Origin of the sequence: Streptomyces sp. DG2A-72, from assembly GCF_030499575.1 — a bacterium.
In the GTDB taxonomy this organism is placed as follows: Bacteria; Actinomycetota; Actinomycetes; order Streptomycetales; family Streptomycetaceae; genus Streptomyces.
Genome location: NZ_JASTLC010000001.1, coordinates 7,461,942 through 7,474,924, shown reverse-complemented (window position 1 = coordinate 7,474,924; position 12,983 = coordinate 7,461,942). Strand labels below are relative to the sequence as shown.

The window sequence follows — 12,983 nt, the reverse complement described above, 5'->3', positions numbered from 1 at the left end:
TCGCATCAGGCCACGCCCCGGCTCTCCTCCAGGTACGCCATCGCCCCCACCGGCTCCTCCGCGAAGAACACCAGGTCGGTCAGCGGACGGGGCAGGAAACCCTCGTCCTCCATGCGGCGGAACTGTTCCTTGAGGCCGTCGTAGAAGCCCGCGGTGTTGAGCAGGACAACCGGCTTGTCGGTGTGCCCGTGTTTCTTCAGCTCAAGGATCTCGGTCGCCTCGTCCAGCGTTCCCGTACCACCCACCATGATCACCACGGCGTCGGCCTTCTCCAGGAGCAGCTTCTTGCGCTCGGCGAGGTCCTTCGCGATGACCATCTCGTCGGCGCCCGGGCGCGCCTTGGCGGCGAGGAAGTCCACGGAGACCCCGAGCAGCCGCCCGCCCGCCTCCTGCACGCCGTCGGCGACCACCTTCATGAGACCGACGTCGGAGCCGCCCCACACCAGCGTGTGGCCGCCCTTGCCGATGAGCTTCGCGAACTCCCGCGCGGGACGCGTGTAACGGTCGGACAGGTCGGCGGCGGAGAGAAAGACGCAGATTCGCATGGAGTCACCGTACGCGGGAAGAACCGGCGCCCCGCGCGTGCTTCCCCGGTATGGCTGATGGACACACGATCACGATCGAACAGGGCACCCAGCGCGTGCGGGTGGTCAGCGGCGACCAGGTACTGGCGGAGTCCGACCGCCCGTTGATCCTGCGCGAGACCGGCTGTCCCGCGCGCTACTACCTCCCCGCCGAGGACGTACGCCTCGACCTCCTGACCCCCTCGCAGACCCACACCTACTGCCCCTTCAAGGGAACCGCCTCCTACTGGTCGCTGCCCGACGCGGCCGACCTCGTCTGGTCCTACCCCGACCCCAAGCCGGACGTCTCCCGGATCAAGGACCATCTCTGCTTCTACGACGTCGAAGTGGTGTGAGGAGCAGTGTCGTGACTGACTAGTTCACCGCCGGGTGGCAGTCTTCCCGGCATGGACAAAAAGACGCTTTCACGCGACGGCACCCCGATCGCATACGAACGCACGGGCCGGGGCCCGGCGGTCGTCCTCGTGAGCGGCGCGATGTCCACCGGCCACACGGTGGCACCGCTGGCCGGGCAGCTCTCCGACGGCTTCACTGTCGTCGTGTACGACCGCCGGGGGCGCGGCGAGAGCGAAGACACGCTGCCGTACGCGGTGCAGCGCGAGGTCGAGGATCTCGCGGCGCTCATCGAGGCGGTCGGCGGTCAGACGGCGCTGTACGGCATCTCGTCGGGTGGTGCGCTGGCCCTCGAAGCGGCGGCGAGCGGGCTGCCGGTCAGCAAGGTCGCGGTGTACGAGACGCCGTTCGCGGTGTACGAGGGCGGTGCGCAGGAGCGCGCCGAGTACACCGAGCGGCTGACTCAGGCACTGGCGGAGGGCAGGCGCGGGGACGCCGTCGAGCTGTTCCTGAGGCTGACCGGGCTTGCCGAGGAGATGATCCAGGGCGCCCGCCAGTCCCCCATCTGGGCCGGCATGGAGTCGATCGCACCGAGCCTGGCGTACGACAACGCCGTCATGGGCGACGGACTCGTCCCCCGGCACCGGCTGGCCGCGATCACCGTCCCCGTCCTGGCCGTCGCGGGCGGAGAGAGCCCCGCGTGGCTGCGCGAGGCGGCGCGGGCGGTCGCGGAGGGGGTGCCCGACGGGACATACCGGAGCCTTCAGGGGCAGACGCACCTGGTGGATCCGCAGGTTCTCGGTCCGGTGCTCGCCGAGTTCTACGCACAGTAGACGGGCAACCCGCCGACGGGGCACGCGCGCGTGGAGGGCGGTTACGCGGTACGTCCCGCGCGGGTTACGCCGGTACGGCCCTCGCCCGCGTCGTCGACGCGATCGTCGCCGAGCCCACCACGCGCGTGCCGTCGTACAGGACGATCGCCTGGCCGGGGGCGACGCCCCGGACCGGCTCTACGAACGTGACTTCCAGGGAGCCGTCGACAAGCTCGGCCGATACCTCGGTCTCGCCGCCGTGGGCGCGGAGCTGGGCCGTGTAGGTGCCGGGGCCTGAGGGGGCCGCGCCGCACCAGCGGGGCTTGATCGCGGTCAGTGCGGTGACATCGAGGGCGGAGGCGGGGCCGACGGTCACCGTGTTGTCCACCGGGGAGATGTCGAGGACGTAGCGCGGCTTGCCGTCGGGTGCCGGGTGGCCGATCCTCAGCCCCTTGCGCTGACCGATGGTGAAGCCGTATGCGCCCTCGTGCGTGCCGAGCTTCGCTCCCGACTCGTCGACGATGTCGCCCTCCGCCTTGCCCAGCCGGTTGGCCAGGAAGCCCTGGGTGTCGCCGTCGGCGATGAAGCAGATGTCGTGCGAGTCGGGCTTCTTGGCCACCGCAAGCCCCCTGCGCTCGGCCTCCGCGCGGATCTCGTCCTTCGTCGTCACGGTGTCGCCGAGCGGGAACATCGCGTGGGCGAGCTGCCGGTCGTCGAGGACGCCGAGGACGTACGACTGGTCCTTCGCCATGTCGGAGGCGCGGTGCAGCTCACGGGCGCCGTCCTCGTTCACGATCACCTTGGCGTAGTGGCCGGTGCACACCGCGTCGAAGCCGAGCGCGAGGGCCTTGTCCAGGAGGGCGGCGAACTTGATCTTCTCGTTGCAGCGCAGGCAGGGGTTGGGGGTACGGCCCGCCTCGTACTCGGCGACGAAGTCCTCGACCACGTCCTCGCGGAAGCGGTCGGCGAGGTCCCAGACGTAGAAGGGGATGCCGATGACGTCCGCCGCGCGGCGGGCGTCGCGGGAGTCCTCGATGGTGCAACAGCCGCGCGCGCCCGTACGGAAGGACTGCGGGTTCGCGGAGAGCGCGAGGTGGACGCCGGTCACGTCGTGGCCCGCCTCGGCCGCGCGGGCGGCGGCCACGGCGGAGTCCACGCCGCCCGACATGGCGGCGAGTACGCGGAGGGGGCGGGGGCGCTGCGGGGTCTCAGTCATAACCCTTCCAGGGTAAGGGCCCGCGGGAACCAAGGCCGACGAGTATCCGTTCACGATCACATGGGGGCGAGAAGAGCAACCAAGGACTCCGGGACCACGGCTGAGAACTCCGGGGGCAGGGACGGCGACCGGCGCATCGGGCGGCGGGCGCTGCTGACCGGCCTGGCCGCGGCCGCGGTGGGCACGGCCGTGCTGGCGCGCGACGAGCTGGGGCGCCTGTGGTGGCGGGTGCCGGGTGTGGAGAAGCCGCGCAAGGCGGGCGCGGTCGACTACACGGGCGCGAAGTGGGTGGCGGCGTCCTCGGCGAACTGGCGGCGCGCGGACCGGCCCGACGACTACGGCGTAGACATGGTCATCATCCATGTCACGCAAGGCAGCTTCGACAGCGCGGTGAAGGTGTTCCAGGATGCGGGGCACGGGGCGGCGGCGCACTACATCGTCCGCAAGGACGGCCACATCGCGCAGATGATCCGCGAGCTGGACGTGGCGTTTCACGCGGGGAACCGCGACTACAACGAACGCAGCGTCGGCATCGAGCACGAGGGCTTCGTGGACAAGCCGGAGGACTTCACGGACGAGATGTACGAAGCCTCGGCGCGCCTCACGGCCCGGATATGCGCGCGGTACGGCATCCCCGTCGACCGGCAGCACATCATCGGGCATGTGGAGGTGCCGGGCACGGACCACACCGACCCTGGTGAGGGCTGGGACTGGGACCGGTACATGCGGCTGGTGCGCAGGGCGAGCGCCGGCACGACGGGCCAGGGCCAGGCCGGGGCTCAGGGGCGGTCCGGCGTCAGCTGACTCCCGCGTCAGCTCGGTCCGACGTCAGCTGAGGCCGGCTGCCCTGGCCCGTTCCACCGCCGGGCCGATGGCCTTGGCCAGCGCCTCCACGTCGGCTTCCGTGGAGGTGTGGCCGAGGGAGAAGCGGAGGGTGCCGCGGGCGAGGTCCGGGTCGGTGCCGGTGGCGAGGAGGACGTGGCTGGGCTGGGCGACGCCGGCGGTGCAGGCCGAGCCGGTGGAGCATTCGATGCCCTGGGCGTCCAGGAGGAGGAGCAGCGAGTCTCCCTCGCAGCCCGGGAAGGTGAAGTGGGCGTTCGCCGGGAGGCGGCCCTCCCGTGCGGGGTCCCCTCCGAGCATCGCGTCCGGGACCGCCGTACGCACCGCCTCGATCAGGTCGTCCCGCAGGCCGCCGATCTCCCGTGCGAACCACTCGCGCTGTTCGGCGGCGAGGCGGCCGGCGACCGCGAAGGAGGCGATGGCCGGGACGTCGAGGGTGCCGGAGCGGACGTGGCGCTCCTGGCCGCCGCCGTGCAGAACCGGTACGGGCGTGTACTCACGGCCGAGGAGCAGGGCACCGATGCCGTACGGGCCGCCGATCTTGTGGCCCGAGACCGTCATCGCGGCGAGGCCGGAGGCGGCGAAGTCGACGGGGACCTGGCCGAAGGCCTGGACGGCGTCGGCGTGCAGGGGGACGTCGAACTCGGCGGCGGTCTCGGCGAGTTCGCGGATCGGCATGACCGTGCCGATCTCGTTGTTCGCCCACATGACGGTGGCCAGGGCCACGTCGTCGGGGTTGCGGGCGATGGCTTCGCGCAGCGCCTCGGGGTGGACCCGGCCGAAGGGGTCGACCGGGAGGTACTCGACCGTGGCGCCCTCGTGTTCGCCGAGCCAGTGGACGGCGTCCAGGACGGCGTGGTGTTCGACGGGGCTCACGAGGACCCGGGTGCGGGCCGGGTCGGCGTCTCGGCGGGACCAGTACAGGCCCTTGACGGCGAGGTTGTCCGCCTCGGTGCCGCCCGAGGTGAAGACGACCTCGCTGGGGCGGGCGGCGAGGGCTTCCGCGAGGGTTTCGCGGGCCTCCTCCACCGTTCGCCTTGCCTGGCGGCCCGATGCGTGGAGGGAGGACGCGTTGCCGGTGACGCCGAGGTGCGTGGTGAGTGCCTCGACTGCCTCGGGGAGCATCGGGGTGGTCGCGGCGTGGTCGAGGTATGCCATGGTGACGCCGATTCTACGGGTCCGCTGCGTTGGGCTTGGGCCGCAGGTTGTGCCTGGACCCCGTTGCGACGCGCCCGGCGCTGCAGGCTGTGCCCACCGTTTCGCCCTGCGGAACGCCTGCCCACAGCGGTAGCGGCATCTCGAGCCGTTACCTCAGAAACTCCACGACACCGTGTTGTCCGCCTGCATGAAGGCCACCAGGACCAGGAGGTCGGCGATTCCGAGGCCCAGGCCCAGGTATGCGCGGCCCTTGCGGGCCGTGCCGCGCCAGAGGGCTGCGGATGCCAGGGCGATGGCGATCGGGCCGAGGAAGACGTTGAGGACGAGGAGGCCCACGAGACCGAGGATGAAGGCGGCGACGGCCATGCCGTCGGCGTCGCGGGCGGTGGTCTGAGGGGTTGCAGATGCGGTGAGTTGCATGGTGGTCAGCTCCCGACGGGCTGGATGAGCGGTCAGTTGACGGATGACGCGCGCCGGCGGCCGTGCCGCTCGCGGAGCGCGAAGATGCCGAGCCAGGCGGCGATCACTACGGCGGCGACGGCGGTGAAGGTGAGCGGTGCATGGGCCACGGTGCCCAGCACGACGCCCAGCAGCAGAAGTGCGGCGACGATGAACAGCATGGGTGGGTTCCCCTCCGTTACGGTTCAGTGAACGATTGTGGTTACAAGTGTTCACTGACTTGCAAGTCTAGCGCGTCGTGCGGCTTTCCAATTACGGAGAACAGTTGTTAACTGCATGGCATGAGTCACACCCTCGGCGTCCGACAGGCCCAGAAGCAGAAGACCCGGCAGGCGCTCCTGGACGCCGCCCTGGGACTGCTGGAGGAGCAGAGCCTGAGCAGCCTGGGCCTGCGTGAGGTCACCCGCGAGGTCGGCGTCGCCCCGACCGCCTTCTACCGGCACTTCCGCTCCATCGCGGACCTCGGCGTCGCACTGGTCGAGGAGGCGCTCGGCAGTCTGCACCCGACGATCCGGATGGCCGTGTCCGCGACGGACGACCCCGACGAACGCATAGCCCGCGCCATCGAGTTGATCGTCGGTCATGTGGAGGCGCACCCCGCCCACATCCGCTTCATCGCCCGTGAGCGCAGCGGCGGGGTCCGGCCGGTGCGCGAGGCGATCCGCGACCAACTGGCCCGGTTCACCGAGGAGGTGAAGGCCCAGTTGGTCAAGGACCCCCAGGCCGAGGGGTGGACGGACGACGACCTGTCGATGCTCGCCAGCCTCTACGTCGACCAGATGCTGTTCACGGCCTCCCTCTTCCTGGAAGCCCTGGACGCCCCGCCGGAGGAGCGCGAGCGCGTCGCCCATGTCGCGACCCGGCAACTGCGGCTCATCAGCATCGGCCGGCAGCACTGGCTCGACTGACACACACGGACAGGCGGCGCCCCCGTTCACCGGGGGCGCCGCCTTCGTCGTACGAGATCCGTGGTCAGCTCTTCGTGGCCTGAGCGGTCGGCTGACCGCTCGGCTGACCACTGGGCATGCCGCCCCCGCCCGGGCCGCCACCACAGCCGGCACCCTGCCCGCCGCCAGGAGCACCGGACGGCATACCCGAGGGCGCACCGCTCTGCATGGCGGACGGGTTGCCGCTCGGCATCCCGGACGGGTTGCCGGACGGACAGGCCGCCTGCTGGCCGGAGTTGCCGCTGTTCGAGGTGGACGACGAGTCGTCCGAACCGCCGCAGGCCGTGAGCAGCAGCGGCGACAGTGCCAGCAGGGCCACGGCGGGGGCGAGGCGCGCACGCTTCATGAGAATCAACTCCAAGAACGATGAGGGAGTCCTGAGGCGGGCACTCAATCAACGGCGCTTGGGGCTTCCTTGGGGCCGCCCTGTACGCGGCCTGTCAATCCGGCAAAGCTCGTCTCAACTCAACGCGCTGACCTGCGGCTTCCCGACAGGCACGGGCCCACTCGCTGGTACAGCCCCGTGACAGAAGCGTCATCGGAGCCGTACGCGCGCCAACTGCCGCGACTGCGCCACCAGTCGGTCCGCGCTGTCCCAGACCTCGGCGTCCTCCTCCAGGAAGCCGCCGGCGAGGTTGCGGGTGGTGATGGACACCCGCAGCGGGCCCGGTGCGGGGCGGCAGCGGACGTGGACGGTCAGCTCGACCGTGGGGACCCAGCCGCCGAGGCCGATCTCGAAGGCGGTCGGCGGCAGCGCGTCCACCGCGAGGAGCAGCGCGAAGGGGTCGGCGTCCCGGCCGTCGGCCAGCCCGAACCAGGCCCGCATCTCGCCCTTGCCGGACGGGGATCCGAGCGCCCAGCCCAGGGTCGAGGGGTCGAGCTTCATCATCAGCCGGTCGGCGATCGCGGGCCTGCCGGAGGCCGGGGCCGGTCCGTCCTCGGGGCCGAAGCACTGACCCATGGGCGGGATCGCGGGCGGCAGGGCCGTCGTACGGACGTCGTCCGGCAGGGTGTCGAGGTCGCCGTAGGAGGCGAGGACGCGGATGCGTTCGACTTCGCGGCCCTCGTCGTCGTACTGGAAGAGGGAGGCCTGGCCGGTGGAGAGGGTGCGGCCGGTGCGGACGATGTCCGTGCGGACGATCGCGGGGCCGGGGCGGGAGGCGGTGAGGTAGTGCGCGGAGATGGTGAAGGGGTCGCCGTGCGGGAGCGTGTCCGCGAGGGCGCGGCCCAGGACGGCCAGCAGATAGCCGCCGTTGACGGCGTTGAGGATCGTCCAGCCGGCGGAGAGGTCGATGTCGTACAGGCCGGGTCCGCGTGGGGTGAGCGCGGTGTCGCGGTCGAACTCGCTGTCGCCGATCGTGGCCCGTGCGGCCGGGGCGGAGGCTGCTTCTGGCATGGCTGAACGCTACAACAGGTAACTACTAAGCGGTAGCTTTTCCCGGATCCCGGGCAGTCCTCTCCTGGTGAGGACCGCACAATTTCTCGGTAAGTGTCCGTACTGGTCCGTCAACCTCAGGCCGTCCCTTCCCCTCTGTAGGGACATGAGCCTCACCGGGACCCCGTTCCTCTACACCCTGGTCGCGCTGTCCCTCGTCGCCATCGCGCTGCCGCTCGTCCTCTGGTCGCGGATCCGCGGCCCCCGAGCCCTGCGCGCGCTGGCCCGGATGCTGATGCTGCTGTTCGCCCAGGGCACGGCCGTCGCGCTCGTCTTCGTGCTGGTCAACAACCAGAACATGCTGTACGACAACTGGGGCGATCTGCTCGGCACGGGCAACCACGTGGAACAGGCCGCCAACCTCGGGCCGGACGGCACGGGCGGCATCTCACTCAAAGACCTGCCCCCTGTCCGCCAGTCGTTCGCCCCCGCCCTCGGGCCGGGCATGGATGCGGCCGGCGGTGTGCGCGTCACGCATCTGACGGGCCGTGTCTCGGGCGTGCGCGGCGAGGTCTACGTCTGGCTGCCGCCGCAGTACGACCAGCCCGCCTACCGGGATCACAAGTTCCCGGTGGTGGAGCTGCTGCCGGGCTATCCCGGCTCGGCGAGGGCGTGGTTCAGGACGCTGGACGCGCATGAGCAGCTGTTTCCGCTGATGCGCAGTGGCCGCGTCGCACCGTTCATCCTGGTGGCGCCGCGCACCACCTTGCTGCCCGGCGTGGACACCGGCTGCGCGAACGTCCCGGGCAAGGTGAACGCCGACAGCTGGCTGAGTGTCGATGTGCCGCGGATGGTGATGGACAACTTCCGGGCACAGTCCGCGCCCGAGGGCTGGGCGGTGGCCGGGTACTCGGCGGGCGGGCACTGCGCCACGAAGCTCGCCGTCGCCCATCCCGACCGCTACCGGGCCGCCGTCAGCATGTCCGGCTACAACGACCCGAAGGCCGAGCGCGCCGCGCTCACCGCGAAGTCCCCGGCCCTGCGCCGCGCGAACAACCCGTATCTGCTGCTGCTCAAGGCCCACACCCCGCCTCCGGTCGCGCTCTACCTCTCCGGCCAGCCGCACGACGGGTACGAGGCGGCCATGGCCCTGAAGCGGGCCGCGAGGCCGCCGACGTCCGTGGATGTGGTGTTCGTGCCACGCAGCGCGGGCGGTCACACGATGGCGCTGTGGCGGCCGCAGGTGGTCCCGGCCTTCGAGTGGCTGACCCGGCAGATGCAGGTCACTCCTCGCGTACCGTCGAGCGCCGATTCCACGCGCGCGGCGCTCGCCAGTGGAAGCGCATCGCCAGCAACCGCAGTACGAAGGCCGTGACGGCCGCGAACCCGCCGGCGAGCGGGGTCAGCACGTCGTAGTGGACGCACAGGACGACCATCGTGGCGCCGACGATCGCCGGGACCGCGTACAGATCGCGGTCCCGGCGCAGCAGCGACGGCACCTCGTTGGCGAGGACGTCCCGCAGCACGCCCCCGCCGACGGCCGTCGCCGGGCCCAGCGTCGCCGAGGCCGTCAGGCCGAGCCCGTACTCGTACGCCTTCGTCGTGCCCGCGACGCAGAACAGGCCGAGGCCCGCCGCCGAGCGCGGTGACCTCGGCGAGTACGGCGATGCCGAACACGTCGAAGTTCTTGCGGACGGCCAGCAGCGCGCCGGAGATGGCGAAGACGAAGATGCCGATCAGGTCGAGCGTGTGCTGGACGGACGGGGTGAACAGTTGCTGGAGCACCCCCATATTCACCTCACCCAGCAGTGAGCCCCCGCCTTACGAATGAAGGCGGGGGCTCACTCAGGGGGCTCGCTGAGGGGGCTCACTTCTCCTTGGCGGGCGCCTCATCCGCAGGGCCTTCGGGCGCCGCGTCCGCAGCCGCTTCCACCTCCGCCGCCACCGCCGCGCTGGTCTCCGCCGACTCCGCGAGCACCTCGTCCGACACCAGCTCCGCCGCCTCCTTGGCCGCGGTGAGCAGAACGGTGTCCTGCGGTGCCTGGTCCTCGAAGTTCTCCGGGTGGTGGCAGGCGACCTGCTGGCCGGGCTTCAGCTCGATCAGCGGCGGCTCGGTGGTCGTGCAGATCTGCGTCGCCTTCCAGCACCGGGTGTGGAAGCGGCAGCCGCTCGGCGGGGCGATCGGCGAGGGCACGTCGCCCTTGAGCAGGATGCGCTCGCTCTTGGCGTTCTTGCGCCGCGGGTCCGGGATCGGCACGGCCGACATCAGCGCCTTGGTGTACGGGTGCATCGGCGCCCGGTACAGCGATTCACGGTCGGCGAGTTCGACGATCTTGCCGAGGTACATCACCGCGATCCGGTCCGACACATGCCGGACGACCGACAGGTCGTGCGCGATGATCACGTACGTCAGGCCCAGCTCCTGCTGGAGGTCGTCGAGGAGGTTGACGACCTGCGCCTGGATGGACACGTCCAGCGCGGAGACCGGCTCGTCCGCCACGACCAGCTTCGGGTTGAGCGCGAGCGCGCGGGCGATGCCGATGCGCTGGCGCTGGCCGCCGGAGAACTCGTGCGGATAGCGGTTGTAGTGCTCGGGGTTGAGACCCACCACCGACAGCAGCCGCTGCACTTCTTTCTTGATGCCGCCCTCGGGCGTGACGCCCTGGAGCTTGAAGGGGGCGCCGATGATGGTGCCGATGGTGTGGCGCGGGTTCAGCGACGAGTACGGGTCCTGGAAGATCATCTGGACATCGCGGCGCAGCGGACGCATCCCGCTCACACCCAGGTGCGTGATGTCCTTGCCCTCGAACTCGACCTTCCCGGCGGTCGGTTCGAGCAGCCGGGTGATCAGCCGGCCCATCGTCGACTTGCCGCAGCCCGACTCGCCGACCACCCCGAGGGTTTCGCCGGACTTGACCTCGAAGTCGATGCCGTCGACCGCGCGCACCGCGCCGACCTGCCGCTGGAGCAGGCCCTTGCGGATCGGGAAGTGCTTCTGGAGCCCGGTCACCTTCAGCAGGGTCTCGCCGGGGGCGGCGTCGCCCTTGGTGATCACCGTGCCTTCGCTCTGAGGGATGCTCACTTTGTCCTCGCTCACAGCTTCGGCGCAATCTCTTCGGTCCAGATCCGCTCCCGCTGCTCCCTGGTCATATGGCAGGCGGCCCAGTGCTGGCTTCCGACCTCGGCCAGCTCGGGGCGGACCGTGCGGGTGACGTCGTCCTTGGGGATGTCGGCGTACGGGCAGCGCGGGTTGAAGGCGCAGCCGGACGGGATGTTGATCAGGGACGGCGGGGAGCCCTTGACCGGGATGAGCCGCTCCTGCTGCTCACGGTCCAGGCGCGGCATCGAGCCCAGCAGGCCCCAGGTGTAGGGGTGGCGGGGCTCGTAGAACACCTTCTCGGCGGGGCCGCGCTCCACGCAGCGGCCGCCGTACATCACCAGGATGTCGTCGGAGAGTTCGGCGACGACGCCCAGGTCGTGGGTGATGATGATGACCGCGGAGCCGAACTCCTTCTGCAGATCGCGGATCAGGTCGAGGATCTGCGCCTGGACGGTCACGTCGAGGGCGGTCGTCGGCTCGTCCGCGATGAGCAGCTCGGGGTTGTTGACCAGCGCCATGGCGATCATCGCGCGCTGCCGCATGCCGCCGGAGAACTCGTGCGAGTAGCTGTCGACGCGCTTGTCCGGCTGCGGGATGCCCACCCGGTCGAGCATCTCGACCGCGCGCCGCTTGGCGGTCTTCTTGTCGACGTTGTGGTGGATGCGGTACGCCTCCACGATCTGCTGACCGATCGTGTAGTACGGATGCAGCGCGGACAGCGGATCCTGGAAGATCATCGCCATGTCACGGCCGCGCAGCTTGCGCACCTGATCGGGGTCGGCGGACAGCAACTCGGTGCCGTCCAGCCAGATCTCCCCGGAGATCTGCGCCTTGCGCTTGCCGTACTGGCCGGCGGTGTGCAGGCCCATGATGCCGAGCGAGGTCACCGACTTGCCGGAGCCGGACTCGCCCACGATGCCGAGGGTCTTGCCCTTCTCCAGTTGGAAGCTGAGCCCGTCGACGGACTTGACCAGGCCGTCGTCGGTCGGGAAGTGCACCTTCAGATCGCGTACTTCGAGGAAGGCGGTCGGGGCGGGCGAGGTGCCGGTGGGCTCCCCGACTGCCGCGCCGGTTTTGCTGAGTTCGGTCATGCCAGCCTCACTCGGGGGTCGATCACGGCGTACAGGATGTCCACCACGAGGTTGGCGAAGAGCACCGCGAGAGAAGTGATCAGGGTGACGCCCACGATGACGGGCAGGTCCTGGTTCCGGATGGCGTCAAGCACGGCCCGGCCCAGGCCCGGCAGGTTGAACGTGGACTCGGTGAGGATCGCGCCGCCGATGAGGGCACCGAGGTCCATGCCGAGCATCGTGAGGATGGGCGTCATCGTCGAGCGCATGGCGTGCTTGCCGATGACGGTCTGCTCCTTGAGGCCCTTGGCGCGGGCGGTGCGGATGTAGTCCTCGCCGAGGATCTCCAGCATGGTGGCGCGGGTGATCCGGGCGTACATCGCCGCGTAGAGGAACGCCAGCGTGATCCACGGCAGGATCATGCCGCCCAACCAGCCGCCGAAGCTGTCCTCCAGGGGCACATACGACGCGTCGATCCAGTTCAGCCCGTAGGCGAAGATCGCCAGGCTCAGCATGCCGGTGAAGTAGATGGGCAGGGAGACACCGCTGAGGGCGACGACCATCGCGCTGCGGTCCCAGATGGTGCCCCGCCGGAGCGCGGAGAGCACACCCGCCGCCACACCGAAGACCAGCCACAGCACGGCGGCACCGAGCGCGAGACCCAGGGTCACCGGGAAGCGGTCGGTCAGCACCGGCCAGATGGCCTGCTCGCTGCGGAAGGAGTAGCCGAAGCACGGTGCGGAACAGTGAATGGTGTCGCCGCCGCCCGAGTAGGTGCGGCCGGCGAAGATGCCCTTGAAGAACTCCCAGACCTGAACGTAGATCGGGTCGCCCAGACCCAGCTTCTGACGCACCCCCTCGACGGCGGCGGGGTCGGCCTGCTTGCCCACGAAACTCGAGGCGATGTCGACGCCCGCCCACTTGGGGACGAGGAAGAAGATGCTGAAGACCACCAGGATGATGACCACGAGCATCACTGCGGCGGCGAACAACCGCCTGATGAGGTAAGCGAGCACAGCTCTCGGCCCGCCGCGGACCGTGGGCCACCGGAGGTCGTCCGGTGGCCCACGTTCACGCTGCGCCGGCCTT

At 70.2% G+C, this 12,983-nt stretch carries 15 protein-coding genes and 1 pseudogene; 5 read left to right on the top strand and 11 right to left on the bottom strand.

The annotated features are described in order from the left end of the window. Positions 1-5: 5 nt before the first annotated feature. On the bottom strand, positions 6-545 hold the full coding sequence (locus QQY66_RS35725; RefSeq protein WP_301984461.1) for a TIGR00730 family Rossman fold protein: 540 nt from the start codon (positions 543-545) through the stop codon (positions 6-8). A 50-nt stretch (positions 546-595) separates the two neighbouring features. Here QQY66_RS35725 and QQY66_RS35720 point away from each other — a divergent pair, with 50 nt between their 5' ends. Continuing rightward, entirely contained in the window at positions 596-919 is a 324-nt protein-coding gene (locus QQY66_RS35720; protein WP_301984460.1) for a DUF427 domain-containing protein, read from the top strand. A 51-nt stretch (positions 920-970) separates the two neighbouring features. Continuing rightward, the gene (locus QQY66_RS35715) at positions 971-1,750 is read left to right on the top strand and encodes an alpha/beta fold hydrolase (protein ID WP_301984459.1); all 780 of its coding nucleotides are present in this window, start codon (positions 971-973) and stop codon (positions 1,748-1,750) included. Positions 1,751-1,814: 64 nt separating this feature from the next. Here the strand turns inward: QQY66_RS35715 and mnmA are convergent, their stop codons facing one another. Further along, positions 1,815-2,945, bottom strand: coding sequence for a tRNA 2-thiouridine(34) synthase MnmA (mnmA, locus tag QQY66_RS35710; RefSeq protein WP_301984458.1), 1,131 nt, complete (start codon positions 2,943-2,945; stop codon positions 1,815-1,817). A 60-nt stretch (positions 2,946-3,005) separates the two neighbouring features. Between mnmA and QQY66_RS35705 the strand changes: the two genes are divergently transcribed. Continuing rightward, positions 3,006-3,749 (top strand): N-acetylmuramoyl-L-alanine amidase, encoded by a 744-nt coding sequence (locus QQY66_RS35705; RefSeq protein ID WP_301984457.1) that lies wholly within the window; start codon positions 3,006-3,008, stop codon positions 3,747-3,749. 24 nt (positions 3,750-3,773) lie between these two features. Here the strand turns inward: QQY66_RS35705 and QQY66_RS35700 are convergent, their stop codons facing one another. The 3 genes from QQY66_RS35700 to QQY66_RS35690 all read right to left on the bottom strand — a co-directional run bounded on the left by QQY66_RS35700 (position 3,774) and on the right by QQY66_RS35690 (position 5,563). Beyond that, positions 3,774-4,943, bottom strand: coding sequence for a cysteine desulfurase family protein (locus QQY66_RS35700; RefSeq protein WP_301984456.1), 1,170 nt, complete (start codon positions 4,941-4,943; stop codon positions 3,774-3,776). Between the two features lie 153 nt (positions 4,944-5,096). Beyond that, positions 5,097-5,363: a DUF4190 domain-containing protein gene (locus QQY66_RS35695; RefSeq protein WP_301984455.1), complete on the bottom strand. Its 267-nt coding sequence runs from the start codon at positions 5,361-5,363 to the stop codon at positions 5,097-5,099. Between the two features lie 32 nt (positions 5,364-5,395). After that, complete coding sequence (locus QQY66_RS35690) at positions 5,396-5,563, bottom strand: hypothetical protein (RefSeq protein ID WP_301984453.1); 168 nt, start codon at positions 5,561-5,563, stop codon at positions 5,396-5,398. 120 nt (positions 5,564-5,683) lie between these two features. Between QQY66_RS35690 and QQY66_RS35685 the strand changes: the two genes are divergently transcribed. Continuing rightward, positions 5,684-6,310, top strand: a complete 627-nt coding sequence (locus tag QQY66_RS35685; protein ID WP_301984452.1) for a TetR family transcriptional regulator — start codon at positions 5,684-5,686, stop codon at positions 6,308-6,310. Between the two features lie 64 nt (positions 6,311-6,374). Here QQY66_RS35685 and QQY66_RS35680 read toward each other — a convergent pair whose 3' ends face one another. Together QQY66_RS35680 and QQY66_RS35675 are read right to left on the bottom strand one after the other, a co-directional pair. Continuing rightward, positions 6,375-6,695 carry a hypothetical protein gene (locus QQY66_RS35680; RefSeq protein WP_301984451.1) on the bottom strand — a complete coding sequence of 107 codons (321 nt, stop codon included), beginning with the start codon at positions 6,693-6,695 and terminating at the stop codon, positions 6,375-6,377. A gap of 189 nt (positions 6,696-6,884) precedes the next feature. Beyond that, positions 6,885-7,745, bottom strand: a complete 861-nt coding sequence (locus QQY66_RS35675) for a thioesterase family protein (RefSeq protein WP_301984450.1) — start codon at positions 7,743-7,745, stop codon at positions 6,885-6,887. A gap of 145 nt (positions 7,746-7,890) precedes the next feature. Between QQY66_RS35675 and QQY66_RS35670 the strand changes: the two genes are divergently transcribed. After that, positions 7,891-9,099 (top strand): esterase family protein, encoded by a 1,209-nt coding sequence (locus QQY66_RS35670; protein ID WP_301984449.1) that lies wholly within the window; start codon positions 7,891-7,893, stop codon positions 9,097-9,099. Here QQY66_RS35670 and QQY66_RS35665 read toward each other — a convergent pair. The 4 genes and pseudogenes from QQY66_RS35665 to QQY66_RS35650 form a co-directional block, all read right to left on the bottom strand. After that, positions 9,008-9,509 (bottom strand): annotated as a pseudogene (locus QQY66_RS35665) (trimeric intracellular cation channel family protein). The gene QQY66_RS35670 and the pseudogene QQY66_RS35665 sit on opposite strands and share 92 nt — an antisense overlap. An 82-nt stretch (positions 9,510-9,591) precedes the next feature. Further along, a complete protein-coding gene (locus tag QQY66_RS35660) occupies positions 9,592-10,806 on the bottom strand; it encodes an ABC transporter ATP-binding protein (protein ID WP_301984448.1) in 1,215 nt (404 codons plus the stop codon). A gap of 11 nt (positions 10,807-10,817) precedes the next feature. Then, on the bottom strand, positions 10,818-11,915 hold the full coding sequence (locus QQY66_RS35655) for an ABC transporter ATP-binding protein (protein WP_301984447.1): 1,098 nt from the start codon (positions 11,913-11,915) through the stop codon (positions 10,818-10,820). Beyond that, positions 11,912-12,910: an ABC transporter permease gene (locus QQY66_RS35650; protein WP_301984446.1), complete on the bottom strand. Its 999-nt coding sequence runs from the start codon at positions 12,908-12,910 to the stop codon at positions 11,912-11,914. The genes QQY66_RS35655 and QQY66_RS35650 overlap by 4 nt, the downstream gene beginning before the upstream one ends. Positions 12,911-12,983: the final 73 nt, after the last annotated feature.